The sequence below is a fragment of the Amycolatopsis rubida genome (assembly GCF_900115345.1).
Taxonomy (GTDB): Bacteria; Actinomycetota; Actinomycetes; order Mycobacteriales; family Pseudonocardiaceae; genus Amycolatopsis; species Amycolatopsis rubida.
This window is the reverse complement of record NZ_FOWC01000001.1, coordinates 1115365-1141047: the sequence shown is the minus strand read 5'-3', so window position 1 is coordinate 1141047 and position 25683 is coordinate 1115365. Positions and strand designations below refer to the sequence as shown.

General features: G+C 68.6%; 22 protein-coding genes and 2 pseudogenes. 6 read left to right on the top strand and 18 right to left on the bottom strand.

Features of this window, described 5'->3' with window-relative positions; all coding sequences use genetic code 11:
- Positions 1-8 precede the first annotated feature (8 nt).
- From grpE to BM362_RS05565, 5 genes are all read right to left on the bottom strand, one after another.
- Positions 9-716: a nucleotide exchange factor GrpE gene (gene grpE / locus BM362_RS05585; RefSeq protein ID WP_067577552.1), complete on the bottom strand. Its 708-nt coding sequence runs from the start codon at positions 714-716 to the stop codon at positions 9-11.
- Positions 713-2578: a molecular chaperone DnaK gene (gene dnaK / locus BM362_RS05580; protein WP_067577554.1), complete on the bottom strand. Its 1866-nt coding sequence runs from the start codon at positions 2576-2578 to the stop codon at positions 713-715. The genes grpE and dnaK overlap by 4 nt, the downstream gene beginning before the upstream one ends.
- Positions 2579-2765: 187 nt before the next feature.
- Entirely contained in the window at positions 2766-4172 is a 1407-nt protein-coding gene (locus BM362_RS05575; protein WP_093572372.1) for an alpha/beta hydrolase, read from the bottom strand.
- Positions 4169-4387 carry a hypothetical protein gene (locus tag BM362_RS05570; protein WP_067577558.1) on the bottom strand — a complete coding sequence of 73 codons (219 nt, stop codon included), beginning with the start codon at positions 4385-4387 and terminating at the stop codon, positions 4169-4171. Before BM362_RS05570 ends, BM362_RS05575 begins: the two co-directional genes overlap by 4 nt.
- A 19-nt stretch (positions 4388-4406) precedes the next feature.
- Positions 4407-5183 (bottom strand): DUF4097 family beta strand repeat-containing protein, encoded by a 777-nt coding sequence (locus tag BM362_RS05565; RefSeq protein ID WP_093572371.1) that lies wholly within the window; start codon positions 5181-5183, stop codon positions 4407-4409.
- A 162-nt stretch (positions 5184-5345) separates the two neighbouring features.
- Between BM362_RS05565 and BM362_RS05560 the strand changes: the two genes are divergently transcribed.
- A complete protein-coding gene (locus BM362_RS05560) occupies positions 5346-5885 on the top strand; it encodes a YbhB/YbcL family Raf kinase inhibitor-like protein (protein WP_067577560.1) in 540 nt (179 codons plus the stop codon).
- 8 nt (positions 5886-5893) lie between these two features.
- Positions 5894-6409 (top strand): NUDIX hydrolase, encoded by a 516-nt coding sequence (locus tag BM362_RS05555; RefSeq protein WP_093572370.1) that lies wholly within the window; start codon positions 5894-5896, stop codon positions 6407-6409.
- Here the strand turns inward: BM362_RS05555 and BM362_RS48710 are convergent.
- The 7 genes and pseudogenes from BM362_RS48710 to BM362_RS05525 form a co-directional block, all read right to left on the bottom strand.
- Complete coding sequence (locus BM362_RS48710; RefSeq protein WP_244287049.1) at positions 6361-6909, bottom strand: alpha/beta hydrolase; 549 nt, start codon at positions 6907-6909, stop codon at positions 6361-6363. The two genes, BM362_RS05555 and BM362_RS48710, sit on opposite strands and share 49 nt — an antisense overlap.
- A gap of 217 nt (positions 6910-7126) precedes the next feature.
- Complete coding sequence (locus tag BM362_RS48705) at positions 7127-7471, bottom strand: hypothetical protein (protein ID WP_244287048.1); 345 nt, start codon at positions 7469-7471, stop codon at positions 7127-7129.
- A 102-nt stretch (positions 7472-7573) separates the two neighbouring features.
- A pseudogene (locus tag BM362_RS05545) lies at positions 7574-8444 on the bottom strand (ATP-binding cassette domain-containing protein).
- Positions 8445-8475: 31 nt separating this feature from the next.
- Positions 8476-8700: pseudogene (locus BM362_RS05540) on the bottom strand (GntR family transcriptional regulator); the annotation flags it as partial.
- Positions 8701-8704: 4 nt separating this feature from the next.
- Positions 8705-9133 (bottom strand): GNAT family N-acetyltransferase, encoded by a 429-nt coding sequence (locus tag BM362_RS05535; RefSeq protein ID WP_093572369.1) that lies wholly within the window; start codon positions 9131-9133, stop codon positions 8705-8707.
- A gap of 22 nt (positions 9134-9155) precedes the next feature.
- A complete protein-coding gene (locus BM362_RS05530; protein WP_067577567.1) occupies positions 9156-9716 on the bottom strand; it encodes a TetR/AcrR family transcriptional regulator in 561 nt (186 codons plus the stop codon).
- Complete coding sequence (locus BM362_RS05525; protein WP_067577569.1) at positions 9713-10039, bottom strand: DMT family transporter; 327 nt, start codon at positions 10037-10039, stop codon at positions 9713-9715. Before BM362_RS05525 ends, BM362_RS05530 begins: the two co-directional genes overlap by 4 nt.
- 169 nt (positions 10040-10208) lie before the next feature.
- Here BM362_RS05525 and BM362_RS05520 point away from each other — a divergent pair, with 169 nt between their 5' ends.
- From BM362_RS05520 to BM362_RS05510, 3 genes are all read left to right on the top strand, one after another.
- On the top strand, positions 10209-12500 hold the full coding sequence (locus BM362_RS05520) for a (Fe-S)-binding protein (RefSeq protein WP_067577571.1): 2292 nt from the start codon (positions 10209-10211) through the stop codon (positions 12498-12500).
- Positions 12501-12632: 132 nt separating this feature from the next.
- Positions 12633-13568 (top strand): hypothetical protein, encoded by a 936-nt coding sequence (locus BM362_RS05515; RefSeq protein WP_093572368.1) that lies wholly within the window; start codon positions 12633-12635, stop codon positions 13566-13568.
- Positions 13569-13578: 10 nt separating this feature from the next.
- On the top strand, positions 13579-14571 hold the full coding sequence (locus tag BM362_RS05510; RefSeq protein ID WP_067577575.1) for a cation diffusion facilitator family transporter: 993 nt from the start codon (positions 13579-13581) through the stop codon (positions 14569-14571).
- On the opposite strand, the gene BM362_RS05505 is transcribed toward BM362_RS05510, so the two are convergent.
- The 4 genes from BM362_RS05505 to BM362_RS05490 all read right to left on the bottom strand — a co-directional run bounded on the left by BM362_RS05505 (position 14565) and on the right by BM362_RS05490 (position 22632).
- The gene (locus tag BM362_RS05505; RefSeq protein WP_198545197.1) at positions 14565-15242 is read right to left on the bottom strand and encodes a CAP domain-containing protein; all 678 of its coding nucleotides are present in this window, start codon (positions 15240-15242) and stop codon (positions 14565-14567) included. The genes BM362_RS05510 and BM362_RS05505 overlap by 7 nt on opposite strands.
- A 103-nt stretch (positions 15243-15345) precedes the next feature.
- Positions 15346-17937 carry a rifamycin-inactivating phosphotransferase gene (rph, locus tag BM362_RS05500; RefSeq protein WP_093572366.1) on the bottom strand — a complete coding sequence of 864 codons (2592 nt, stop codon included), beginning with the start codon at positions 17935-17937 and terminating at the stop codon, positions 15346-15348.
- A 174-nt stretch (positions 17938-18111) separates the two neighbouring features.
- The gene (locus BM362_RS05495) at positions 18112-22098 is read right to left on the bottom strand and encodes a DUF7507 domain-containing protein (protein ID WP_093572365.1); all 3987 of its coding nucleotides are present in this window, start codon (positions 22096-22098) and stop codon (positions 18112-18114) included.
- Positions 22099-22161: 63 nt separating this feature from the next.
- On the bottom strand, positions 22162-22632 hold the full coding sequence (locus BM362_RS05490) for a MarR family winged helix-turn-helix transcriptional regulator (protein WP_067577584.1): 471 nt from the start codon (positions 22630-22632) through the stop codon (positions 22162-22164).
- A 71-nt stretch (positions 22633-22703) separates the two neighbouring features.
- On the opposite strand from BM362_RS05490, the gene BM362_RS05485 reads away from it, so the two are divergent.
- The gene (locus tag BM362_RS05485; protein ID WP_093572364.1) at positions 22704-23894 is read left to right on the top strand and encodes an FAD-dependent oxidoreductase; all 1191 of its coding nucleotides are present in this window, start codon (positions 22704-22706) and stop codon (positions 23892-23894) included.
- Positions 23895-23897: 3 nt separating this feature from the next.
- Here BM362_RS05485 and dcd read toward each other — a convergent pair whose 3' ends face one another.
- Entirely contained in the window at positions 23898-24479 is a 582-nt protein-coding gene (gene dcd, locus BM362_RS05480) for a dCTP deaminase (RefSeq protein ID WP_037354328.1), read from the bottom strand.
- A gap of 9 nt (positions 24480-24488) precedes the next feature.
- The gene (locus BM362_RS05475; protein WP_067577588.1) at positions 24489-25661 is read right to left on the bottom strand and encodes an oxygenase MpaB family protein; all 1173 of its coding nucleotides are present in this window, start codon (positions 25659-25661) and stop codon (positions 24489-24491) included.
- Positions 25662-25683 lie beyond the last annotated feature (22 nt).

Below are 25683 nucleotides of genomic sequence, written 5' to 3'. Positions count from 1 at the left end.
ACCGATTGTTACTGCTGGCCGGGCTCATCAACCGAACCGTCGAGCGGCAGTTCGCCGCCGACCGGCGGATCGACCGGCTGCTCCGCCGGAGCGTCGCCGGGCTCGTGGTCGGTCACGCCGACCAGAGCCGCGCGCAGCACCCGCTCGCCGAAGCGGTAGCCGCGACGCATCACCAGGGTGACCGTCGGACCCTTCACGTCCGGGGACGTGTTGTGCTGCACGGCCTCGTGGATGCTCGGGTCGAACTCTTCGCCCTCGGCGCCGAACGCTTCCAGACCGGAGCGCTCCAGGCTGGAGACCAGCTTGTCGGCCACCGCCTTGAACGCGCCGGTGAGATCGCCGTGCTGCTCCGCGCGCTGGAGGTCGTCCAGCAGCGGCAGCAGATCGCCGACCACGGACGCCTTCGCGCCCTGCACCACAGCCTCGCGGTCGCGGTCGACCCGCTTGCGGTAGTTCGCGTACTCCGCCTGCAACCGCTGCAGGTCGGCAGTGCGCTCGGACAGTTGCTTCTCGATATCCGAGGCAGCCGGAACGGCTTCGTCCACGGAATCACCCAGCGAGGGGCCCGCGTGCTGCACGGGCTCCGCACCGGCCGGAGTTTCCTCCGCGGCGGGCGGGTGGACCTCGCCGGTCTGCGGATCCACCCGTCGCCGATCCCGCACGACTACCGGTTCCTCGGGGCCAGAACCCTCGGTCTCGGAGTGGCGGGGGGTCACTTCTTCTCGTCCTCTTCCACGATCTCGGCGTCGACCACGTCGTCCGCCTTCGACTTCGGAGCGTCGCCCGCGGCACCGGCCGCGCCCTCAGCACCCGGAGCGCCTTCGGCACCGGCCGCGCCCGCGTTCGCGTACAGCGCGCTGCCCATCTCCTGCGAAGCGGTGTTCAGCTTCTCGATGGACTCGCGGATCTTGGCCGAGTCGGTGCCCTTGAGCGCCTCGTTCGCCTCGTCGATCGCGGTCTTCACCTTGCCCTTGAGGTCCTCGGGCAGCTTGTCCTCGTTGTCCTTGACGAACTTCTCGGTCTGGTAGACCAGCGTCTCCGCCTGGTTGCGGGTCTCCGCTTCCTCGCGGCGCTTCTTGTCTTCCTCGGCGTGCGCCTCGGCGTCCTTGACCATGCGGTCGATGTCGTCCTTCGGCAGCGCGGAGCCGCCGGTGATCGTCATCGACTGCTCCTTGTTCGTGCCGAGGTCCTTCGCGGTCACGTGCACGATGCCGTTGGCGTCGATGTCGAAGGTGACCTCGATCTGCGGCACGCCGCGCGGGGCAGGCGGGAGACCGGTCAGCTCGAACATGCCGAGCTTCTTGTTCGCCGCGGCGATTTCGCGCTCGCCCTGGAACACCTGGATCTGCACCGAGGGCTGGTTGTCGTCCGCCGTCGAGAAGATCTCGGACCGCTTGGTCGGGATCGTGGTGTTGCGCTCGATCAGCTTGGTGAAGACGCCGCCCTTGGTCTCGATGCCCAGCGACAGCGGGGTCACGTCGAGCAGCAGGACGTCCTTGACCTCGCCCTTGAGCACGCCGGCCTGCAGCGCGGCGCCCACGGCGACGACCTCGTCCGGGTTCACGCCCTTGTTCGGCTCGCGGCCGCCGGTCAGCTCCTTGACCAGCTCGGACACCGCGGGCATCCGGGTGGAACCGCCGACGAGGACCACGTGGTCGATGTCGCCGACCGCGATGCCCGCGTCCCGGATGACGTTGTTGAACGGCTGGCGGGTGCGCTCCAGCAGATCCGAGGTGATCTTCTGGAACTCGGCGCGCGACAGCGTCTCGTCGAGGAACAGCGGGTTCTTGTCCGCGTCCACGGTGATGTAGGGCAGGTTGATGCTGGCGGAGTTGGAGCTGGACAGCTCGATCTTCGCCTTCTCGGCCGCCTCGCGGATGCGCTGCAGCGCCATCTTGTCCTTGGTCAGGTCAATGCCGTTGGTGGCCTTGAACTTGTCGACCAGCCAGGTGACGATGCGCTCGTCCCAGTCGTCGCCGCCGAGGTGGTTGTCACCGGAGGTGGCGCGCACCTCCACGACGCCCTCGCCGATCTCCAGCAGGGACACGTCGAACGTGCCGCCGCCGAGGTCGAAGACCAGGATGGTCTGTTCCTTCTCGCCCTTGTCCAGGCCGTAGGCCAGCGCGGCCGCGGTCGGCTCGTTCACGATCCGGAGCACGTTCAGGCCCGCGATCTGGCCTGCTTCCTTGGTGGCCTGCCGCTGCGCGTCCTCGAAGTAGGCCGGGACGGTGATCACCGCGTCGGTGATCTCCTCGCCCAGGTACGCCTCCGCGTCGCGCTTGAGCTTCATCAGCACTCGCGCGCTGATCTCCTGCGGCGTGTAGGCCTTGCCGTCGATCTCGGTCTTCCAGTCGGTGCCGATGTGCCGCTTCACGGACCGGATGGTGCGGTCGACGTTCGTGACGGCCTGGTTCTTCGCCGGCTGGCCGGTGAGCACTTCGCCGTTCTTGGCGAAGGCGACGATGGACGGGGTGGTACGGGAGCCTTCCGAGTTGGCGATGACCGTCGGCTCGCCGCCCTCAAGGACGGCGACGACCGAGTTGGTCGTGCCGAGGTCGATGCCGACCGCTCGCGCCATGGTGCTTCCTCTCGTGTTCTGGACTGGGTTGCTGCTATGTTCGTGACCTGCGGTTTCGAGGCACTCTTGAGTACCTTCTTAGCAGGTTCGGCAAGTCTCGCGCACGGCCTGGTCCACCAGACTTGAGCCGACCGCACTCAACCTTGCTATCAGGATAACGGCGGACCCCCCGGTCTTGTTCCCGGGTTCACCCGCAGAATTCGCCCCGCGGTGGTGTGACGCCACTCACCAGGTACCTGACCTCGGCGCGCCGCACGCATTCGGAGTTGAGCAGTCCGGTGTGGCCGTCGGACAGATACGTGAGCAGCGCCGATCCGTCGATGCTCGCGGCCAGTCCGTGTGCCCACGGCAACGGCGTCGCCGGGTCGTGCGCGCCGCCCACGACGAGGATCGGCGGCGCTCCGTGCACCGGATGCGGCTGCGGCGGGTTCAGCGCGGGCAGCGGCCAGCCGGTGCAGCCCGCGCCGAGATCCCAGTACTCGCTGTAGCGCCAGCTGTGCGGGGCGACCGCGCGGATCACCCGTGCGGTCGCGCGCAGGTCCGCCAGTCCGGCGAACGGCGACGGAAAGTCCTGGCAGCCGATCGAGCGATACGCGCCGTAGGTGTCGCTCGCGAACGACGTGTGCTGGGCAAGCGCGCTCGCGTCCGGGTCCGCCAGTGCGCGGCTCAGCTCCGGCCACTCGGCGGGGAGATAGAGGTAGCCGTACGCGCCGGAGGCCAGCTCCTCGCCGGTGGCCTTGCGGCCCAACACTTTCGCGTAAGCGCCGTGGGTGACGAGGTCGTCGTAGCGGGCGAGCGCGTTCTTGCCGTGCAGTGCGCAATCGCTCGAACGGTCGCACCACGCGGCGAACCGCAGCAAGGCGTCCTCGGTGGCAGCGGCTTCCTCGACCATCGCCTGGCGCGTCGGACGGGCATGGTCGACCGCGCCGTCGAGCACCATCGTGCGTACCCGGTCCGGATGCTTCGACGCGTAGACCGCGCCCAGTTCAGTGCCGTACGAGACGCCGAGCCAGGAGATCTTCCGCTCGCCGAGCGCGCCGCGGATCGCGTCGACGTCCTCGGCGGCGCTTTGGGTGTCGACGTGCCCGAGCATCGGGCCGGTCTTGGCGAGACAGTCTTCGCCTGCCGCGCGGTTGTGCGCGACGAAGGCGTCGTACTGCTGCCTCGTGGCCGGGAAGAGACCGATCTTCGGGTCGTACAGCTTCGCCTGGTCACAGCTGATCTTCGGAGCGCTGAACCACACCCCCCGCGGGTCGAAGCCGATGATGTCGAAGCGGTCCCGCAACGGTTTCCGCGCCGAGCCGATGACCTTGGTGTCGAGCCCGCCGAAGCGCACGAAGCCGACTCCGGACCCGCCCGGACCGCCCGGATTGACCAGCAGCGAACCGATCCGGTGCGGCCGGTCGGCCGCGGGCAGCCGAGTGAGCGGGATGTGCGCCGTACCGGTTTCCGGGTGGGCACGGTCGATCGGCACCTCGATCTGGCCGCACTGTGCGGCCGGTTCCTGCTCCGTCCCGCACGGTGTCCAGGTCAACGCCGGGGTCGGTGCGCTGACCAGCGGAAGCAGGGTCAGCACGGCAGCGGCCAGGTTCATGCCCGGCGCACCCGCGCCGTCCGGTCGTCGGCCGCGGTGCGGAGCACGACCGTCTCCGCGTTCCGGACGACCCCTTGCCGCACCGGGATTTCCACCACCGCGACCGGCGTCGTGGCCTGCGGTTCAGGCGAGTGGCCGACCGCCGCGGTGATCGCGAACGCCCCCACCGCGCCCGCCAGCACCGCGGCCAGCAGCCGCGTTTCGAGTTTGCGCATGATGTGTCTGTTCTCCCCTTCAGACGGCCTTGACGGTGACGCTGCCGCTGTCGGTGTTCAACTCGAGCGTCTTCGCGTCCGGACCGGAGTTCTGCGGAATGTCGATGCTGCGGTGGCCGCTCTCGCTGTTGCCGGTGACCTGGTAGGACCCGTTGCGCGGCACGGACACCTCGACGCGGCCGGAGTCGGCCTGCGCCTTGACATTGTTGGGCTGGGTCAGCGTGAGCTCGATCCGCCCGCTGCCCGCGGACACGTCGACCGGCCCGCGCAGGCCGTCGCCCTCGATCCGGCCGGACTGGCTGTGCACCTGCACCTCGCCGACGTCGTGCAGTTCCGTCGAGCCGCTGTCCAGCTGGAGCTTCACCAGTCCCGGAACGTCCTGCATCCGCGCCTGCCCCGAATCCGCGGTGACGTCGACGCTGCCGACACCCGCGAAGTCCAGCGTGCCGGAGTCGGAGCTGCCCGTGACCGGAATCCCCGGCGGGACGATCAGCTCCAGGTCGGTGGTGCAGTTGCGGCCGCAGTCGACAATGACGAGCTGGTCGCCCTCGACGCGGTAGGCGTCGCCGGGCTCGCCGCTGAAGTGGTAGCGAAGGGTCTGATGCACGCGAGCCGCGCCGGGAGCCGTGCGGATGCGCACGTCACCGGAGCCGTTCTCCAGCTTCACCCCGCGGATCTCCTGCGGCAGCGTCGCGTCCCGCGAAACCGTGGAACCGAACCCCCACCCGCCGAATCCGATCGCCACCCCAACGCCGATCACCGCGATGCCGGCCAGTGCCAGAAGCGGGCGTGCCATGTCAGTTCCCCTCAGTACCACTCTCGGCTGTCTGGAGAGACGTTAGAAGGTGCGGACCCCCGGGGACATCCGGTAAACCCCCCGAAACATCCCTGAGGCGGCGAGGCGAGGCCCAGGGTCCTAACCTGGCGGCCGGAGAGCCCCGTTGATCAGGAGGAACCCATGCCCCAGCCGCCCAATCCGTACGACTACCTGCCGTCGGTTCCCTCGTTCACGCTGCGCAGCACGGACATCGCCGACGGCGAGACCCTGGCCCAGCCGCACCTGTCGGGCATCTTCGGCGCCGGCGGCGAGGACCGCTCGCCGCAGTTGGCGTGGGAAGGCTTCCCGGAGGACACCCGCAGCTTCGCGGTGACCGTGTACGACCCGGACGCCCCGACTGCCAGCGGTTTCTGGCACTGGGCGGTGTTCAACATCCCGGCTTCGGTGTCTTCGCTGCCGTCGGGCGTGGGGGACTCCGCGGGGTCGGGGCTGCCCTCTTCGGCGGTCACGCTCAAGGGTGACGGCGGGGTGAAGCAGTACCTGGGGGCCGCGCCGCCTCCCGGGCACGGGCCGCACCGGTACTTCTTCGTGGTGCACGCGCTGGATGTGGAGACGTTGGAGGTTCCGGAGGACGCTACGCCGGCGTTCCTGGGATTCAACATGTTCGGCCACACGCTCGGCCGGGCGACGCTGGTACCGGTTTACGAGAACAAGGGCTGAGGGTTCCGATGGGGGAGAGCGAGATCGCGGTTGCGGAGGGGGTTGTCCTTCCGCAACCGCGTCCCGACGTGGTGGGCGGGGTTGTCCTCAACGCCGAGGGACGCGCGTTCGTGCAGCTCCGCGGCCCGGACCGGCGATTGTTCCCGAACACCTGGGACATCGTGAGCGGGCACGTCGAGGACGGGGAGACGCCGGTCGAGGCGCTGGCCCGGGAGGTCGCCGAGGAAACCGGCTGGCGGCTGCGCCGGATCGTGCGGAACCTCGGCAGCTACCACTGGCAGGACAACGACGGCGTCGACCAGGTCAGCGCCTACTTCCTGATCGAAGTGGAGGGCGACCTGTCCCGCCCGGCGCTGGAATGGGACAAGCATCCGCGCTACGCCTGGGCCGGCGCCGAGGACCTGGACATGGTGCTGGAGAACTGCGCGCCGGACGACACCGTGGTCCGCGACGTCGTCGCCCGGGCGCTGCCGGTTCACTGGCAGGAAGGCGGTTCCACCGAGCAGAACAACACCTCCGGATAACGCGGCGAAGGCCGGTCGAGCACCGGATGCGGCCGGTGCCGGAGGTGCTGGTCGAAGAACGCCCGGACGTACGCGCGGGTGATGGCCACCGTGCGCGTGCCCGGCTGCTCCGCGCCGAAGTCGAGGCCGAGCTGGTCGCCGAGCAGGACGAGGTCGGTGAACGACTGGTGGACCACGCCGGTCACCAGCGGCCAGCGTTTCCACCCGCTCAGGTGCTTCCAGCCGTTCTCCCAGCTGATCGTCTCGGGACGGCCGCTGCCCGGGGTGTAGGTCGCCGTTTTGCCGAGGAACAGGAAGGGCCGGGACAGCGCCCTGCCGTCCGGGATCGGGTCCTCCGACGTTCCGTCGATGTCGATTCCGGCACGGATGCGCGGGTCCGCCAGCATCGCCGGGATGGCGCTCGCGCCGCCGATCGAATGTCCGGCCATCGCGATCCGGGGAGGGTCGATCAGCCCGGCACCGCACCATTTCGGTTCCGGACCGGTCAAGTGGTTCAGCACGAACGAAACGTCCGCGGGCCCGGCCGCGCACCACTTTCCGCCAGAACTCCGGGCTCCGGGGATAAGTGCGGGCCACGCAGGCGGTGACGCGACCGTCCGGAAAGGACTGTCCGACGTTCTCGTAGGTGTGGTCGACCGCGTAGCCATGGGCTGGCCAGCTCCTCCGCGAGGGCGGTCAGGGTGCCGCGCTGTTTGGTGAATCCCGACGAGAGCACGATCAGCGGCAGACTCCCGCGTTCGTCCGGGTACGGCTCAGGATGTCCGGCGGCAAGGTGGTGATCCCGCCGTCTTCGAGCAGGAGCCGGGACTCGTCGGGAGTGAGGTACCCGGCGGGCCTGCCGGTCGCCGTTTTCGCCGGATGCCACAGGGAAACCATCAGTTCCCGCGCGTTCACCCCGGTCGCCCACGGGTCGGGCCGGGAGGTGTCCTCCAGGTACAGCGAGGTGGTGCCGACCGGTCGAGGCGGGCAGTGCCGCCGGCGCGGGGTCCGCGGGCAGCGCGTACAGCACGACGACCCCGCCGTAATACAGCAGATCTTCGCTCGGGGCGAGCGGTCCGTCACCGGGCTTCGGCCGTCCGACGAGCACCAGGATCGCCGCGAGGACGCCGAGCAGCCCGTACAACGCGAGCGCTTGAAGCCGGAACTGCTGCCAGGCCAGCCAGATCATCGAAGCAACTCCAGGACCGGACGACGGGCGGCACCGCTCAGGTAAGCGAGCACGAGGTCTTCCAATCCGAGTTCGCTGACCGTCCACTGTGGATCGAGGATCGGTTCCTCGGTGCGGACGAGCACGGTGGACTGGCGGCCGGTATGGCTCTCGGAGACGACGTAGTGCGCCGCGAGCAGCGTGGCCACGTCGCGCCGCGGACCGGTCAGCCTGCGGTGCGTCGCCAGGATCTCCTCGACCTCGCCGTCGAGCCGGGCCTCGCCGCCGACGAGCACGACCAGGTGATCGCACACCCGTTCCAGGTCGGCGACCAGATGCGAGGACAGGACGACGCTGACGCCGTCCTCGGCGACGATCTCCATCAGGCCGGCGAGGAAATCGCGCCGGGCGAGCGGATCGAGCGCGGCCACGGGTTCGTCCAGCACCAGCAGCTGCGGACGTTTCGCGCTGGCGAGAGTGAGCGCGAGCTGGGCCCGCTGTCCGCCGGAAAGCTTTCCCGCACGCCGTCTCGGGTCCAGCCCCCAGCGCTCGATCCGGGCGTGGGCCAGCGCGTCGTCCCATCGCGGATTGAGCCGGGCCCCGAGCCGCAGGTGCTCCCCGACGCTCAACCCGGGATAAACCGGCGTGTCCTGCGCGAGGAAAGCGACCTTCGCCAGCTGCCCGGCACCCCGCCGCACACCTCAAGGGAGCCGATGGTCGGCGTCAGCAGCCCGGCCGCGAGATTCAGCAGCGCCGACTTCCCGGCACCGTTCGGGCCGACCAGCCCGACGACCCGGCCGGCCGGGGGGGGCTCAGCGTGCACCGCGACAACGCCCAGTTCCGGCCGTAACGTTTGCCCAGCGCGGTCGCCCCCAGTACCGCGGTCATGCCGTTTCGCCCCTGGCGGTGACGTGGAGCCGTCGAGGCCGGACAGCCGGGTTTTGGCCAGCCACTTCTGCAAGTCCCGGCGCAGCGCGGCGACGACAGCGGGCGGCGGCCCGGCGAGTGTTGCCGTCACGAACGTGCCGACGCCGGGACGGGCCGCGACGAGTCCGTCGTGCTCCAGCTCCCGGTACGCCTTCAGCACCGTGTTCGGGTTGATGACCAGCTGCGCCACGACGTCCTTGACCTTCGGCAGCTGGTCGCGGCTACCCGTGGACCGCCTCGCGTTCCAGATACCGCCCCTCGGCGTGCTCGGCGAACCCGAACTTCCGGTACAGATCATGCGCGTCCGACGTGTGCAGCATCCAGCGGAAGTTCGCTCCCGGCCCGTTGTCGATCATCTCTCGCACGATTTCCTTGCCCAGCCCCGCGCCCCGCGCGTCCGCGGTGATGAACACATCCGCGAGATAAGCCATCGCGACCCCGTCCGAGAACGCCCGCGCGAAGCCGACCTGACGCCCGCTCGCCCTCTCGTACACGCCGACCACCCGCCAAGCGGTCCGCACCTGCTGCTCGACGTGTTCCCGGGTCCGCCACCGGGCCCAGTACGCCTCCCCGGACAGGAACTTCCACACGACATCGAGATCCACCCGCGCGATGTCGTCGTCCAGCTCGTAAGCACCCACAATCCTCATGGCCGCAAGGTAATCAGCGGCGTCAAGCGGGTTTGAGCAGGTAATCCACCACCGGCCGCAACTCCTCCGCCGACGGCGGCTCGTCGTCGATCAACCCCTGGATCAGCAGCCCGTCGATACCCGCGAGAAACACCCGGAAGGCGACCTCGTCGTCATGCCGGACCATCGACGTCAACACATCCAGCCAGCGTCGCGCGGCCGGGCGCAGTTCGGGTTTGCGCGCGGCCAGCAGGTACAGCTCGTACTCCGCCATCGTGCGACCACGGCGCGGCCCCAGCGCCTCCGCGAGCAGGCCCGCCACCTCTTCCGCACCTCGGCTGCCGCGCGAACGGGCGCGGTCGATCATCCAGTACACCTCGGTCGCCATGTCGCGCGCGCACGAAATGAGCGTCGCCACGAGGAGGTCGTCCAGCGAGGAGAAGTGATACGTCGTCGACGTCACCGGTACGCCCGCCTCGGCCGCGACCGTACGGTGGGTGACCCCGGCGACGCCGTCGCGTTCGATCACGCGCAAAGTCGCTTCGATGATCTCCGTCCGGCGCTTCTCGCCGCGGGCCTTGCGGCCGTCGCTCTGGATTTTCACGACTGGCTCCCGACCTCGATGAGCACCACCCCGCCGATCACGAGCACCAGCCCGGAGATCATCGCGAGGTTGATCGGCTCCTTCAGGAACAGCACGCCGACCAGCGCGACCAGCGCCACGCCCGCCGCCGCCCAGATCGCGTAGGCCACTCCGATCGGCAGCCCGAGCTTCAGCACCCGCGACAGCGCGAAGAAGGCGAGCCCGTACCCGACGACCACGAGGATCGACGGCGTCAGCTTGGAAAAGCCCTCGGACAGCTTGAGCGAAACGGTGGCGGTCACTTCTGCGGCGATCGCCAAAGCGAGGTACAAGTAAGCACCCATAGCTCACTAAATTACCTGAACGATCGTCCCACTTGCCAGCGAGGCGTGCACCACATCGGTGGGACTTGGGGCCGCCAGACCGGTTACCCATCAGTAAGAAGCGTTACCCTGCTCGGCACCGGCGCGCTCGCGCGGCGGGACCACCACACCGGACGAAAGGCACCCGACGATGGGCGCTGTACAGCTGACGCTCGGGGGGATCTCCGTCCTCCTGGGCATCGTCGCCTGGGGAATGTTCATCGCGACCATTGCCCGCTTCGTGCGGGTGATCAAGCTCGGCCAGCCCGACGCGACACGCAACGGCCCGTTCGTGCCGCGCATGATCACCCTGGTCAAGGAGTTCGCGGCACACACCCGCATGGCGAAGTTCCGCCAGGTCGCCCCGTGGCACTGGCTGGTCATGTGGGGCTTCCTGATCGGGTCGCTCGCGCTGTTCGAGGCCTACGGCGAGGTGTTCGTCCCGACCTGGGGCTGGCCGATCCTCGAAGACTGGTCGCTGTGGAGCCTCCTGATGGAGCTGCTCGGCGTCGGCACGGTGGTCGGCGGCGTCGCGCTCGCGATCATCCGGCAGCTGAACCACCCGCGCCGCGCCGACCGGCTGTCGCGCTTCGCGGGCTCGAACTTCAAGTGGGCCTACTTCGTCGAGGCCGTGGTGATCGTCGAGGGCATCGGCATCATCGGCGTGCGCGCCGGCAAGGCCGCGATGCACGTCCACGAGACGCCGACCTGGGCCGCGTTCGTGTCGAACCCGCTCAGCGAGCTGCTGCCCTCAAGCGCGGCGCTGGTGTCGGTGTTCGCCTTCATCAAGCTGATGAGCGCCACCGTCTGGCTGATCGTCGTGGCCCGCACGATGACCATGGGCATCGCCTGGCACCGGTTCAGCGCGTTCTTCAACATCTACTTCAAGCGCGAGGCGGACGGCGGCGTCGCGCTCGGCAAGGTCAAGCCGATGATGAGCAAGGGCAAGGTGCTCGATCTCGAAGAGGCTGACCCGGACGAGGACACCTTCGGCGTCGGCGCGATCGAGGACTTCAGCTGGAAGGGCTGGCTGGACTTCTCCACCTGCACCGAATGCGGCCGTTGCCAGTCGCAGTGCCCGGCGTGGAACACCGGCAAGCCGCTGTCGCCGAAGCTGCTCATCACGCAGCTTCGCGACCACGCCTACGCGAAGGCTCCGTACCTGCTCGCTGGCGGCAAGCGCGACATGGCGGGCGATGAGGTTGGCCTGTCCGGCGACAACATGTACGCGGGCATCGACGTCCTCGCGATTGCCGAGTCCGAGAAGGCGCTCATCGGCGACGACGGCGGCGTCATCGACCCGGACGTGCTGTGGTCCTGCACCTCCTGCGGTGCCTGCGTCGAGCAGTGCCCGGTGGACATCGAGCACGTCGACCACATTGTCGACATGCGCCGCTACCAGGTGATGATCGAGTCGTCGTTCCCCACGGAGCTGAACGGCATGTTCAAGAACCTGGAGAACAAGGGCAACCCGTGGGGCCAGAACGCCAAGGACCGGCTGCAGTGGACCGAAGACCTCGACTTCGAGGTCCCGGTCTTCGACGGCGACCTCGGCGACGCGGAGTACCTGTTCTGGGTCGGCTGTGCCGGCGCGTTCGAGGACCGCGCGAAGAAGACCACCCGCGCGGTGGCCGAACTGCTGCACATCGCGGGCGTCAAGTACACCGTGCTCGGCTCGGAGGAGTCCTGCACCGGTGACCCGGCTCGCCGCGCGGGCAACGAGTTCCTGTTCCAGATGCTGGCGCAGCAGAACGTCGAGGTGCTGAACTCGGTGTTCGAGGGCCGGGAACGCAAGGCGCGCAAGGTGGTCGTCACCTGTGCGCACTGCTTCAACACCCTCGCCAACGAGTACCCGGAGCTGGGCGGCCAGTTCGACGTCGTGCACCACACGCAGCTGCTGAACCGCCTGGTGCGGGAGAAGCACCTGACGCCGGTCGCGCCCGTCGCCGAGGACGTCACCTACCACGACCCCTGCTACCTGGGCCGGCACAACAAGGTCTACGACGCTCCCCGCGAGCTAGTCGGCGCGTCCGGTGCGCAGCTGCGCGAAATGCCGCGGCACGGCGACCGGTCGATGTGCTGCGGCGCGGGCGGCGCGCGGATGTGGATGGAAGAGAAGATCGGCAAGCGGATCAACGTCGAGCGCGTGGACGAGGCGCTCGGCACCGCTCCGTCGAAGATCGCCACCGGCTGCCCGTTCTGCCGCGTGATGCTCACCGACGGCGTCACCTCGCGCCAGAGCGACGGCATGGCGAGCGAGAAGGTCGAGGTCGTGGACGTCGCGCAGCTGCTGCTGACCGCGGTGAAGCGCAAGCCGGAGCCGGCGCTGGTCGCCTCAGGCGCGCCGTCGCTGGGCGAATCGGACGCGGAACTGTCCGCCAAGCCGGACGTCCCGACCGACGAGAAGCCGACCGGAACGCCGTTGCCCGAGGGCGACGACTGAGGTTCTCTCCCTGACGACGGCCCCTGGCATCCGCGGATGCCAGGGGCCGTTGGTGTTACCGGGACATTTGTCAGGGTCAGATCAGGATGTTCGGCCCGGGTCCGAAGGTCGGCGCGCTGCGACTGTCCCGGCATGACATTCCGGAAGACCGCGATCGCCGCCTTGGCCGCGCTTTCACCGCTCTTCGCCGAGTTCCTGCTCGGCGACCAGTACCTGGCCGGCCCGCCGGAAGCCGGTCGGCAGCTGGCCATGTTCGCGATGTTCGTGACGCTGTACGGCGCCGGGGCGGTGCTGATTCGCGAGGTCGCGCGGCGGATGAACCGAGGCTGGCCGACCATCGTCACGCTGGCGCTGGCATACGGGGTCGCTGAAGAAGGACTGCTGACTCAGACGCTGTTCAACCCGCACTATCTCGGTCTCGATCTGCTTAAGCCCGCCTACATTCCTTGGCTGGGCGTCGGCGGGCAGTGGACTGTGTACGTGGTGACGCTGCACGTGGTGTGGAGCATCGCGACGCCCATCGCGATCGCGGAAGCCTTCTTCGGCCGTACGCCGTGGTTGCACCGACCTGGCCTATGGGCGTGGAGCGTCGTGTTGGTCATCGGCTGCGCGGCAACGTTCTTCGTGAGCTACCAAATGGGGCACTTCCTCGCGGCGCCCACACAGTTGATCGGTGCGTTCCTCGTGGCCGCTGGACTCGTGTTCGCTGCTCTTCGACTGACGGCCACCCCGAAACCGGTGCGCGGCAAAAGTTGGCTCGGCTTCGTGGTCGGCCTCCTCGCAAGCACCGCGTTCCAGGTCGTCATGAAGACAGGCTTCCTGCCTCCGTGGCCGACTGTTGCCGTCATGCTGGCGTTGGAAGCGGCAGTGGTCGCGTACGCGAGCCGTGTGCGTCCTCCAGCCATTTCGCTGGCTGCGGGTGCCGCGGTGACGTACGGCTGGGTCGGTCTGCTGACAGCCGTCGATGCGGGCCTCGCCGCGACGGTTGAGCAGTCGTTGCTGGTCGCGGGCACGCTCGTACTCGTCGTGGCCGCTTGCAGCAGGCGCGGCACCCCGCAGTGCAGTTAGTCTTTCCGGCGTGAGCGACGAATCGGAGGGCGGCGGCGAAAGCACTCTCACCGTGGTGCTGGCCGGCGGGGTGAACCTGGCCATCGCGATACTGAAGCTCGTCGCGGGCATCATCACCGGATCGGGCGCGATGCTGTCCGAGGCCGCGCATTCGGTCGCCGACACCATCACCGAGGTGCTGCTGCTCACCGCGTTGAAACGGTCCGAGCGACCGGCTGATCGCCGCCATCCGTTCGGGTACGGCAAGGAGCGGTACTTCTGGTCGCTGCTGGCCGCGGTGTCGATCTTCGCTTCCGGTGCGGTCTTCGCACTGTACGAAGGATTTGCCACCGTCTTCGGCGAGGGTTCGGAGCAAACGAAACCGATTGTCGGCTACATCGTGCTGGCGCTGGCTTTCGCGCTCGAATCGGTCTCGTGGGCGCAGGCGGTTCGCCAAGTCCGTCGCGACGCGAAAGCCGAGCAGCGGCCGTTCTTCGCTTACCTGCGGATGATCGACGACCCGGCACCCAAGACGGTGCTCTTCGAGGACTCGGCGGCGCTGGTCGGTCTGCTGCTCGCGTTCGCCGGGATCGGGCTGCACCAGTTGACCGGCTCGGACGTGTGGGACGGCATCGCGTCGATCCTCATCGGCGTGCTACTGGCGTGCGTCGCGTATCTGCTCGGCAGCACGAACCGGGGTCTGCTGGTCGGCCGTCAGGCGGATCCGCGCTTGGTCCGCGGCATCCGGGACCACCTCGGCGCCGCGCCGGAGATCGACGCCTTGGTGGATCTGCAGACCATGCTGATGGGCACCGACAACGTCCTGGTCTGCGCCCGCGTGGACTTCGACGACGCGCTCGGCGCCGCCGACCTGGAACACGCCTGTGTGCGGCTGGCGGACGAGTTGAGCGAGCGGTTCCCGGACGTCTCCGAGGTGTTCATCGAGCCGGTTCCGCGGACGGATCCGAAGCTGCGGGCGGCAGTGCTGGCCCGATACGGCCTCCCGCCGCGGCCGAATCAGTAGCCGAAGTCCTGCGTCCAGTACCAGCCGTCCGTCGTGACGCCGACGCCCAGCTTCTTCAGCGAGCAGTTGAGGATGTTCTTGCGGTGCCCGCTGGAGTTCATCCACATCCGCATCACCTGGTCCGCGCTGGTCGCACCCTTCGCGATGTTCTCCGCGCCCGGCTTCGGGTACCCGGCGTCGGTGATGCGGTCGGCGAAGCTCTTGCCTTCCGGGGTGTCGTGGGAGAAGTAGTCACGCTCGGACATGTCGTCGCTGTGCCCTTGCGCGGCTTTGCCGAGATGTGCTTCCTCGGCCACTGGATCGCAGCCCGCCTTGTCCCGTTCGTCGTTGACCAGTGCGATGACCTGGCCCGCCAGCGTCGGCGCGCTGCGCGGCTGGGGCGACGGCTTCGCGCTGCTGCGCGTCGGAGTGTCCTCTTTGGACTCTTCGGCGGGCGGCGGGGGCGGCGCGGGCGTGGCCGAGGTCGAGGCCGTAGTCGCGGGCGCGCTGCTGCTCGGTGTCGCCGACGTGGAGGACGCCGGCGACACCGCGAACGGCCGCAACGCACCCGAGGACAGGCCGCCGTTGCGGGTTTCCGGGACAGCGACGCTCAGTGTGTCGAGATGCCCGGAGCGCAGCGCGAAAGTCCCGCTGGCTGCTCCGAGGCCCCCAAAGAGAACACTGAGAGTCACACTAACGACCCGGACGCGCACACTAATGGAGGACACAGCCGCGGAAACTATCACGAACTGATTACGATGGTTACCTCCAAATGGCGCAGCGCCCGGAGATCCCCTACCGCGCGTCGAGAACTTCGAGGTACCCGTCCGTCCCGTTGACGCGGATCCGCTGTCCGTCCTTGATCAGCCGCGTGGCGTTCTGCACCCCGACGACCGCGGGCAGGCCGTACTCCCGCGCGATCACCGCGCCGTGCGTCATCTGGCCGCCGACCTCGGTCACCAGACCGGTGATCGCCACGAACAGCGGTGACCAGCTCGGATCCGTGTACGCCGTGACGAGGATGTCGCCCGGTTCGAGATCGGCGTCGGCGAGATCCAGGATGACGCGGGCGCGTCCCTCGATGGTCCCGGCGGACACCGGCAGCCCGCCCAGCGCGCCTTCGGGCAGGTCTTCGCGGCGATAGCTGCCGGAAACGGCCTCGCCGTCCGACGTGAGCACGCGGGGCGGCGTCAGCGATGCGTAGGACCGGAACGCTTCCTTGCGCTGCCGGATCAATTCGCGGTCGACCTCGTTCGTCCGCACGACCTCCTGGAATTCCCGCAAGCGCAGGAAGAAGAGGTCCTCCGGTTCGTCGAGCACGCCGGCCCGCACCAGGCGCTCTGCCTCGCCCAGCAGAGCTTTCTTGTACACGAAGTAGCGGCTGACCATGCCGTACTTCGGATACTCGCGGTACCCGGTGAACGTGCGGACGCGCGCGAGCATCCGCTCGGTTTCCTCCGCCTTCGCCTCGCCGTCCGGCAAGGCGCGCAAGCGCTCCAGGACCTCCCGCGCCTTGTCCAAAGCTTCCCGGCGGCCCTGGTCGAAGCGGCGGTGCCCGGCCCCCGGCTCGAAGTTTTTGATGTTGGACAACAACATCGGCACCAGCGCGACCGGCTGTTCGCTCCACCGCGGCCGGGTAATGTCGATCTCGCCGACGCAGCGCATGCCGTACTTGTCGAGGTATCCCTGGATCGCGGCGCGCGATTCCTCCCCGCCGGCCAGCTTGGGCAACTCGGCCAGGAACCCGTTGTCCTCGACGTCCTGGAGGAACGCGACGACCTCGGGATGGGTCCGGAGCACGTCCGCGACGTCGAGGAGCGCGAGGCCCATCTCCGCGGTGATGTTGTGCGGGACAGACTGGGTGAGCGTGTCGGCGACGTTCTTTTCGCCGAGCCACTCTCGCAGATGGTCGTTCAGCCACCAGTACGACTGCATCGCCGCGGTGAACACCTGATGACTGCGCGGATCGAAGAGGATCCGGCGCATTTCCTCGATGTCGGTGAAGAGGAAGTCGAGCAGCTCGCTGCCGGACTTCGCGGCGATTTCGCGCTGCAGCGCGGCGATGGAAGCCTCGCTGTGCTGGATCAGTTCGGTGACGACGGCCGGATCGGTTTCGATGGTGGCCGGTGCGGCGCCGGGGACCTGCTGACCGGGTCCGTCGTCCTCGGCCGGGGAAATGAAGCCCTCGCGGGAAAGAACGGTCTCCAGTGCGTCCGCCATCAGCGGATCGGATTTCCCCACCACGGCAAGGAAACTGGTGCGGCTCTTGGGCACCGACAGCAGTGCGGTGGCGTCCGCGAACAGCCGCCCGCCCGCCTCGGCCATCGGGCGCGGGGTCGTCAGCTGCCAGACCGACAGGCCCAGCGGCTTCATCGCGTCGGTCATCATCTGCTGGTGGCCGACGGAGAGGTAGACGTGGTTTCCCTCGTCGATGGCCTCCGGGATGGGGAACAGCGTGGTGATCGGGCGGCTCTGGACGAGCTGGAACTCGTCGTCGGCCAGGCACCATTCGATGTCCTGCGGGCGGCCGAAATGCGCCTCGATCCGGCGGCCGAGTTCCACCAGCCGAAGGACCTGGTCGTCGGTCAGCGCGGCCTGTTCCCGCTGGTCCGCGTCGATCACCTGTTCTTCGGTGCCGCCGCCCTCGACGGCGAGGATGGCGCGCTGCTTGACGGAGATCACCTTGTCGACAATCGCGCCGTCGCGTACCTGGTAGTTGTCGGCGTTGACCAGACCGGAGACCAGCGCCTCGCCGAGGCCGAAGCTGGCCTCCACGACGGCGACCTTCCGGTTGGACGTCACCGGATCGGCAGTGAAGAGCACCCCGGCCGCCTGCGGGAAAACCATCTGCTGCACGACCACGGCCATGTGGACTTTCCGGTGGTCGAAGCCGTTGCGCAGCCGGTAGGTCACCGCGCGTTCGGTGAACAGCGACGCCCAGCACCGGCTGATGTGCGCCACGACCGCTTTCGCGCCGAGGACATTCAGGTAGGTGTCCTGCTGACCGGCGAAGGACGCCCCGGGAAGATCCTCCGCGGTCGCGCTCGACCGGACCGCGTAGGCGCGTCCGTCCACCAGCGCGCCGGTGATCTCCGCTGCCAGATCGTCCGGGATGACGATCGCTTCCAGTGCCCGCCGAACCTCCGCACTACCCTCGCTGATCGCGTCCCGGTCGTCCGGATTCAGCTTCGCCAACCGCTCCAGCGGCCCGGCCAGTTCCGGCGCGTTCGCGATGATCCGCTCGAACGCTTCGGTCGTCACGCAAAAACCGGGCGGCACGCGGACCCCGTCGATCCGCGCGAGTTCGCCCAGATGCGCGCCCTTGCCCCCGACGATCGCGACCTGCTCCCGGTCGATCTTCTGGAGACCGAGCACGTAGTTGCCCATTCGTTCGTTTCCCCCGCCTGTGGTCGTTCCTGGCTTTCGTTCGCCGGTCGAGCGGCAGCCTGGTCGGCTGGAGATTCTGCGGCACCACCCGGGTCTTGCGGCAAGCCCCCCAATGCGTTATAAGTTAATTACGGCAGGAAGAGTTGTTCTTCGCTGCCTTTTCTTTTGCCTTCCTCAAGGGCCGATCTTCGTCGTCGTGGTGGCTTCCCTGGTGACCGGACGGCCGGTCTGATCGGTCGCGGTCGCGGTGGTTGTCGTGGTGCCGTCCCCGCGAGCGGAAAGCGTGCAAGCTCGGGTGAGCTGTTCGCCAGGGGCCAGCTGGGTGACGGTGAACGAGCAGGCCGGGTCCGCGGCGCGAACGGCCACCTCGTGCAAGAGTGCGTCCCCGGTATTGCGCAGGGTGCTCACGTACGTCACCGGGTCACCCGGCCGGATCGGCTGCTCCAGGTGCTCGCGGCGCAGGTCCAACGCCGGGTGAAGCACCGCGAAGCCCGCTTTCCCGGTCGCGGTGACCGGCGGGCCCCACGGGGCGGCCGCGGTCGCGGTGACCGGGGCGGCGCTTGCCGAGGCCACGCACTGATAGCGCTGGGTTCCGCCGACCGGCAACTCGGCGAAGACGTGCGCACAGGCAGGGTCGCCAGCCACCCGTACGTCGTGCAACGGCTGGTCGCCGATGTTGGTCAGCACGATCTCGAACGGCACCGCGTCGTCGGCTCGGTATGCGCTGCCGTTGGCGTGCTTGGCCACGGCCAGCGCGGGCTTGTTCACCCTGAACGACGCCTGGGCCGAAGCGCTCACCGTCCGCTGTGTCGGGTCGGTGCCGGTCACCTTCGCGGTATTCGTGAACCCGGCCGGACCTGCGGTGATCGAGCACTGGTACTCAAGTTGAGCGTCCGGAGCCAGGCTTGGGATCTGGTGGGCGCAGGCCGGAGTTCGATCGTCCACAACGGACACAGCGGTCAGCGGGACGTCGCCGACGTTGCGGACCAGCAGCGAGAAGGTGACCTTGTCGCCCTGGCGCACCTCGTAGGGCTGGGCGTCCTTCATGATCGCGATCTCCGGGTGGATGACGTCGATCTTCGCCGAGCCGGACGCGGTGACCGGGCGGTTCGTCGGGTCGGTGCCGGTCAGGGTGGCGAGGATGGCGAAGTCGTCCGGTTTGGCCTTCACCGTGCATGGGTAGCTCTGCGCGGCACCAGGTTCGAGGCGGTCGAACTTCTTCGGACACGCGGGATCAGCACTGGTCACCGCCGTGAGCGGGACGTCGCCGGTGTTGGTGACGGAGACCGTCGCGGTGAGCGTGTCGCCAGCCCGCGCGACGGTCGGGTTCGCCGAGGTCATCACGGTGAGCGCGGGATGGATCACGTCGATGTGCGCGTCGGCGGAGGCAGTGAGCGGCGGGCCGACCGGCGGGGTGCCGGTCACGTGCGCGGTGCTGACCGCGTCGTCGGCGGGGGCGGGGATGGTGCAGTCGTAGGCCTTGTTCGCTTTCGGGGCGAGCGGGTCGAGGGCTTTCGCGCACGGGCCCTGGTCGGCGACCTTGACGGCGGTCAGCGGGGCGTCGCCGGAGTTGGTCGCGGTGATGGTGAAGGTGACCGGGTCGCCTGCGCGGAAGGGGCCGCCGTGGACGGTCTTCGTCAACGACAATCCCGGGTGCACGACGGTGAACGCGGCGTCCGCCGTGGCGGTTGCCGTGCCGCCGATCGGGTCTGCGGCGGTCACCTTCACGGTGTTCGAGTAGCCGTCACTCCCGGCTTTGGTGGCGCAGGTGTAGCGCTGTTCTTCTCCGGGGGCCAGAGTGGGGAAGTCGCGGGCGCAGCCGGGGGTCTTTTCGTCCACAATGGACGCCTTCGTCAGCGGGACGTCTCCGCTGTTGCGCACGGTGACGGTGAAGGTGACTTGGTCCCCCTCGCGCACCTGGGTCGGCGCGACTGTCTGGGTGAGCTGGACGGCGGGGTGGATGACGTCGACGTGCGCGCTCGCGTTCGCGGTGACCGGACGGCCGGACGGGTCAGTGCCGGTGACCGTCGCGTCGCTAGCGAGGTCGTCAGTCGCGGTCCGGGCGCAGGGGTAGGTTTGCTTTGCCTGCGGGGCAAGGGTTCCTATTCGCTTCGCGCATTCCGGGACATTCGGGTCGGCGACCTGGATGTCGTGGAGTTCGGTGTCGCCAGCGTTGGTGACGGTCACGGTGAACGTCGCGGGCTCGCCCGGGCGCACGACGGCCGGCGCCACGCTCTGCGCGAGCGTGACGAGCGGGTGGATGACGTCGATCGCCGCCTCTGCTGCCGCCGCGACCGGTGCTCCGACTGGCGGTTTCGCCGTGACCTGTAGTGCTTCGGTCACGTCAGCCCCCGGCGCGGTCGTGGCACAGTCGAAGGTCCAGTTGGCTCCGGGAGCAAGCGTGTCGTGCTGTTGTGCGCAGCCTTCGGCACGGGCCATGGTGGTGACGGCCAGTCCGTTGAGCGGCACGTCGCCGGCGTTCGTCACGACGACATGGACAGCGATGGCGTCGTTTTCGCGGAACGGTCCACCTTGGACAGTCGCGGTCAAGGTGACCGCCGGGTGCTGCACGGTGAACGATGCGCTCGCCTTTGCCGTGGCCGGGCGGCCGGTCGGGTCGGTGCCAGTGACGGTCAGGTCGTTCGTGACGCCCCGCGTTCCGGCGACCGTGGTGCAGGTGAAGGCCTGCTTTCCTTGCGCGGCAACAGTTCCGAGGGTTCGCGCGCATTCCGAGACCTGGTCGTCTGCCACCGTGACGTCATGGAACTCGGCGTCGCCGGTGTTGCTTACCGTGACGGTAAAGGTGACACGGTCCCCCTCACGCACCTGCGCGGGCGCGGCGGCGACGGCCGCCTCCAGCGCGGGGTGAACTACGTCGACCCGCGCCTCCGCGGTTGCGCGTTGTGTCGTTCCGAGCTGATCTTTACCAGTCGCGACAACGGTATTCGTCACGTCGTCCGCCGGGGCTAACTGTTCGCACTTGTACGTCTCGACCACGTTGGGCGCCATGGTGTCGAACTTGCGCACGCAGCCGGGCGCGCTGTCGTCGGCCACCGCGACGTCGTCGAGCGGCACATCACCGGTATTGCGCACGGTGACGGCGAAGGTGACACGGTCCCCTTCGCGCACCTGCGTGGGGGAGGCGGCAGCGGTGACCGACAAGGCCGGATGGATCACCGTGACAGTGGCCGAGGACTTGGCCGTGACTGGTCGGCCAGTGGCGTCCGTGCCCGTGGCGGTGACGCTGTTTGTGGTGGTGAGCGCGGGTTTCGCGGTGCAGGAGTAGGTCTGCTGGGCACCCGGAGTGAGTCCTCCGAAGGACCGCGAGCACTCCGGCGTCGTGTCGTCGGTGACGTCGACCGGGTTGAGCAAACTGTCGCCGGTGTTGCGCACGGTGACTTTCCAAGTGACCTGGTCCCCGCCGTGCACCACCGGCGGGACGGCCTCCTTCGAAACGGAGATCGCGGGCGCGATGAGCGGGACTTTGGCGGCCGCGGTCGAGCTGACGACCTTGCCCAGCGGGTCGATCCCCTTCACCGTCGCGCTGGCTCCGCCCGGCAACGGCACAGTCGCCGTGCAGATGCCCACCACCGATTGCCCCGGCGCGAGGGATCCGATGGTGCGTGCGCACGAGGGGACCGCTGGGTCGGCGATGGTCACGTCGTGCAGCGGAACGTCGCCGGTGTTGGCGGTCTTGAGCGTGAAGGTCGCCTGATCGCCAGCGCGGTAAGCCGGTTTGTCGACCTGTTGACTCAACGTCACGGCCGGACGGAGGACATCGACGTTGCTGCTCGCCGAGGCCGACAGTTTCTCCCCGCCGGCGCCCACGCCCGTCACCTTGACCGTGGCGACGAACCCCTTCTCCGGCGCGGCGAACGTGCAGTGATAACGCGTGCTGGCACCCGGAGCCAGGGTCCCGATCTTCTTGCCGCACTGCGGGTTCCGCTCGTCCGCTACGTCCACATCGGACGCTGGGACGGAAGCCGGATTCGTCACGCTCACCGTGAACTCCACCTGGTCGCCAGCGTGCACCCGATGTGGTTCGGCGACCGCCGTGACCTGCAATTCCTGCGTTGGCCGGGGCGTCGCATACGCCGCGGGGGTCAGCAGAGTGGCCACCAGGCCGAGGACTAAGAGCAGACGTTTCCCGGCCGAAACCATGCGGGCAAGTTTTCCACCATCCGGTGACGTCGCGGCGATTTCCTACCCGGCAGTGGGATTACCTCACTCCGCTGAGCGATGGGTGAGACGCACGGTTGACTCGTGGGTGATCGCCGCCGCCTGATCGAGGAAACCGATCACCGTTTGGAGTTGCTCGTCGGAGTAGCCGGCCGCGATCGACTTCATCGCGGCGACAATGAAGTCCCACAGCGGCGCGGCGCGTTCGACGTTCGCCGGGTCGACCCGGACGAGGACTTTCCGCCGGTCGTCCGGATGCGGCATCCGGTTGACGACGCCCTTGCGCTCAAGCCGGTCGACCAGCGCGGTGACCGACGCGGGCGCGAGCCCGGCGTACTCGGCCAGTTCCTTCGGTGTGAGCGGGCCGAGCCGGGCGAGGTAGTCGGTGACCTTGCTTTCGACCGCCGAGAGCCCGTTCTGCTCGGCGATGGCGGCATGGAACATGACCGTCTCGGTCGACAGCTTGCGGGAACGAAGCAGCAGCTCAGCGACCAGATCCTCGCGTTCGCTTGACATGCCCCGGAGTCTAGCGGAGTATTTAGTTCGATAGAACGAATTACTTTTCAAGATATTCGAAGGGGCGAACCATGACACGAGTTTTGATCGCGGGCGGGGGCATCGCGGGGGCGATCACCGCGATCGCGCTGCACGAGGTGGGGCACGAACCGGTCCTATACGAGGCGTACGACCGCAGCGCGGAGGGCGTCGGCGCGTTCCTGACACTCGCCGTGAACGGTCTCGACGCGCTGACGCCGTTAGGACTGAAGCCGCTGGTCAAAGACCTGGGTTTCGACACTCCGCGGATGACGCTCGGGCTCGGCAACGGCCGCAGGCTCAGCGAGTTCCCGCTCGGCGGGGCGCTGCCGGACGGCACGGTGAGCCAGACCGTCCTGCGCTCCGATCTCTACGTGGCGTTGCGCGACGAAGCGGTCAGACGCGGCGTGCCCACGGAGTTCGGCAAGCGGCTGACTGACGCCCAGCAGACGGCGGACGGTGTCACCGCGGTCTTCGCCGACGGCACGAAAGCCCACGGCGACCTGCTGATCGGCGCGGACGGGCTACGGTCGGCAGTCCGCCGGATCCTGGATCCCTCCGCTCCGTCGCCGCGATACGTACCGCTGCTCAACACCGGCGGTTTCGCGCGCGGACTCGACCTCGACGACGAGCCGGGCGTCCTGCACATGACGTTCGGCCGCAAGGCGTTCTTCGCACACGTGCTCGCCCCGGACGGTGCGGTCTGGTGGTTCGCGAACGTGCCGCACGCCAGCGAGCCGACGGAATCCGACCTTGCCGCGATGCGCGGTCCCGGCTGGCGGAAGCGGCTGCTCGACCTGGCCCGCCCGGACCGCACCCCGGCCACCGCGATCATCGAGGCCAGCGAAAACATCTACGAACCCTGGGCGACGTACGACTTCCCGACGGTCCCGGTGTGGCAGCGCGGCCGGATCGGCCTCATCGGCGACGCCGCGCACGCGACGTCACCGGCGGCCGGTCAGGGTGCGGCGATGGCGATCGAGGACGCGGTGACGCTCGCGATGTGCCTGCGCGACGTCTCGAACCCGGCAGCCGCGTTGCCCACCTTCGAGGCGTTGCGCCGCGAGCGAGTGGAAGCTGTTGTGGCCCAAGGCAAACGCAACGGCGACGCCAAGGCCCCCGGACCAGTGGGCCGGGTGCTTCGGGACTTCTTCATCACGCGCGCGATGCGCAAACCCGCCACCGACGACCCGAACCGGTTCATGTGGGAGCACCGGATCGACTGGGCGGCCCCGGTGTCGTGAGGCTCAGCGCCAGGTGTCGACGCGATGAAAGTTCTTGTACGCGCGGCTCGGCGTCGGCCCGCGCTGCCCCTGGTAGCGGGAGCCGGCCTCGCTGGAGCCGTACGGGAATTCCGCCGAGCTGGACAGCCGGAAAATGCACAGCTGGCCGATTTTCATCCCCGGCCACAGCGTGATCGGCAGGTTCGCGACGTTCGACAGTTCGAGCGTGATGTGCCCGGAGAAGCCGGGGTCGATGAAGCCCGCGGTGGAGTGGGTGAGCAGCCCGAGGCGGCCGAGCGAGGATTTGCCCTCAAGCCGTCCGGCGAGGTCGTCGGCGAGCCGGACCTGCTCGAACGTGGAGCCGAGCACGAACTCGCCGGGGTGCAGCACGAACGGCTCGTCGCCCTCTTTTTCGACCAGCGAGGTCAGCTCGTCCTGCTGCAGCTGCGGGTCGATGTGGGTGTATTTGCTGTTGTCGAAGACCCGGAAGTACCGGTCGAGCCGGACGTCGATGCTGGACGGCTGGACCATGGCAGGGTCGAAGGGGTCGATGCCGAGGCGGTCGGCGTCGAGCTCTTTGCGGAGGTCACGGTCACTGAGCAGCACGGATGCAGCCTATCGGGCGGGTAACGCGGCCGGGGCACCCCTCCGTCCGAACACCGCGTCCATCCGCTTGAGGTACCGCCGCCGCCCGAACGCGCCGAGCGCTTCCTGCAGCGCAGTCGCGCCGGGCACGAGCTGCCGGACCGTCTCCGCCGCGTAATTCACCCCCGCGGCGGCGAGCACCGCGGCCTGCGCGACCGGGTTGTCCGGCAGCCCGAGAAAGTCGGCGTTGTCCCGCCCGAGCACGAGCCGGCTGATCGCGGAGTGCACGCCGACGTTCACCTGCGCGAGCACCTTGCCGGCGGCCCCGCGCCCCTCGCCGATCGCCGCGTGCGTATCGACGAGGGCGCGGGCGAGCCGTTTGGAGTCGTCGTCGGGGATGAACTCGGTGGCGGCGAGCATCCAGAGCAACCGCCAAGCGTCGTCCTCGTCGGCGGGCAGCAGTTCGTCGGCGACGCCCATCAGCCAGCCGACGTAGCGCCAAAGATGCAGGATGTCGGCCTTCTCGCGGGCGGTGTAGCGGAGGCCGAGCAGCTGCGTGCCGAAGACGTAGACGAGCGAGAAGAGCAGAAGAGTGCCCGCGGTCTGGACCTGATTGACCGGCCGGTCCCACCGCTCGTAATCCCAGTCGGGCCGGTTGTTCATCGCGCGCCGGACGTGCGCGTGCACCAACCGGATCCTCAGCGCGGCTTGATAACCGGTGCCGTGCTTCTCGAGCGCCCCTGGCGTGGTGACGTCAATCCACCACGCCGCGGTCTCGACCAGCCGCCGCGGTGCCCGGTGCTCGATTTCCCCGGTTCCGACCAGGGATTTCGTCGCACGTGAAGCCAGGTAGCCACCCATCAGCGACATGTCGCCAAGCGGGAAGAGCCCGAGCAGCCCGGCCCGCGTGATCGCCTTCGCGCCGCTGACGAGCCGCCGGTGATCGACCCAGTACGGGGTGGCTTCGACCTGCTCGACGAAGGCGGCCAGTTCCGGCGGGACTTGGTCCCCGGCCAGCGCCCGGTCGACTCGGCTCTGGTGGTGGGGTTCCCGGTGCAGCCACTCGACGACCGCGTCGGCAAGGGCGTCTTCCTGCTGCGCGAAGCCGCGGAGCCGGTTGAGCTGGGTTTCGTCGGCGGTGGCGCCTCGGGTCCGGGCTGCCAGCCGGAACCCGCCTTGGCGGAACATCTCGGGGTCGTCCATCGCGCACCTCCGCAGCGTGGGT

Bases quoted from the DNA above. Each gene is read 5' to 3' on its own strand.
- BM362_RS05515 (WP_093572368.1), top strand. From the start codon at position 12,633: ATGACATTCCGGAAGACCGCGATCGCCGCCTTGGCCGCGCTTTCACCG.
- BM362_RS05570 (WP_067577558.1), bottom strand. From the start codon at position 4,387: ATGCGCAAACTCGAAACGCGGCTGCTGGCCGCGGTGCTGGCGGGCGCG.
- rph (WP_093572366.1), bottom strand. From the start codon at position 17,937: ATGGGCAACTACGTGCTCGGTCTCCAGAAGATCGACCGGGAGCAGGTC.
- BM362_RS05525 (WP_067577569.1), bottom strand. From the start codon at position 10,039: ATGGGTGCTTACTTGTACCTCGCTTTGGCGATCGCCGCAGAAGTGACC.
- BM362_RS05555 (WP_093572370.1), top strand. From the start codon at position 5,894: ATGGGGGAGAGCGAGATCGCGGTTGCGGAGGGGGTTGTCCTTCCGCAA.
- BM362_RS05495 (WP_093572365.1), bottom strand. From the start codon at position 22,098: ATGGTTTCGGCCGGGAAACGTCTGCTCTTAGTCCTCGGCCTGGTGGCC.
- BM362_RS05575 (WP_093572372.1), bottom strand. From the start codon at position 4,172: ATGAACCTGGCCGCTGCCGTGCTGACCCTGCTTCCGCTGGTCAGCGCA.
- BM362_RS05565 (WP_093572371.1), bottom strand. From the start codon at position 5,183: ATGGCACGCCCGCTTCTGGCACTGGCCGGCATCGCGGTGATCGGCGTT.
- BM362_RS05490 (WP_067577584.1), bottom strand. From the start codon at position 22,632: ATGTCAAGCGAACGCGAGGATCTGGTCGCTGAGCTGCTGCTTCGTTCC.
- BM362_RS05560 (WP_067577560.1), top strand. From the start codon at position 5,346: ATGCCCCAGCCGCCCAATCCGTACGACTACCTGCCGTCGGTTCCCTCG.
- BM362_RS05485 (WP_093572364.1), top strand. From the start codon at position 22,704: ATGACACGAGTTTTGATCGCGGGCGGGGGCATCGCGGGGGCGATCACC.
- dnaK (WP_067577554.1), bottom strand. From the start codon at position 2,578: ATGGCGCGAGCGGTCGGCATCGACCTCGGCACGACCAACTCGGTCGTC.
- BM362_RS05520 (WP_067577571.1), top strand. From the start codon at position 10,209: ATGGGCGCTGTACAGCTGACGCTCGGGGGGATCTCCGTCCTCCTGGGC.
- BM362_RS05535 (WP_093572369.1), bottom strand. From the start codon at position 9,133: ATGAGGATTGTGGGTGCTTACGAGCTGGACGACGACATCGCGCGGGTG.
- BM362_RS05475 (WP_067577588.1), bottom strand. From the start codon at position 25,661: ATGGACGACCCCGAGATGTTCCGCCAAGGCGGGTTCCGGCTGGCAGCC.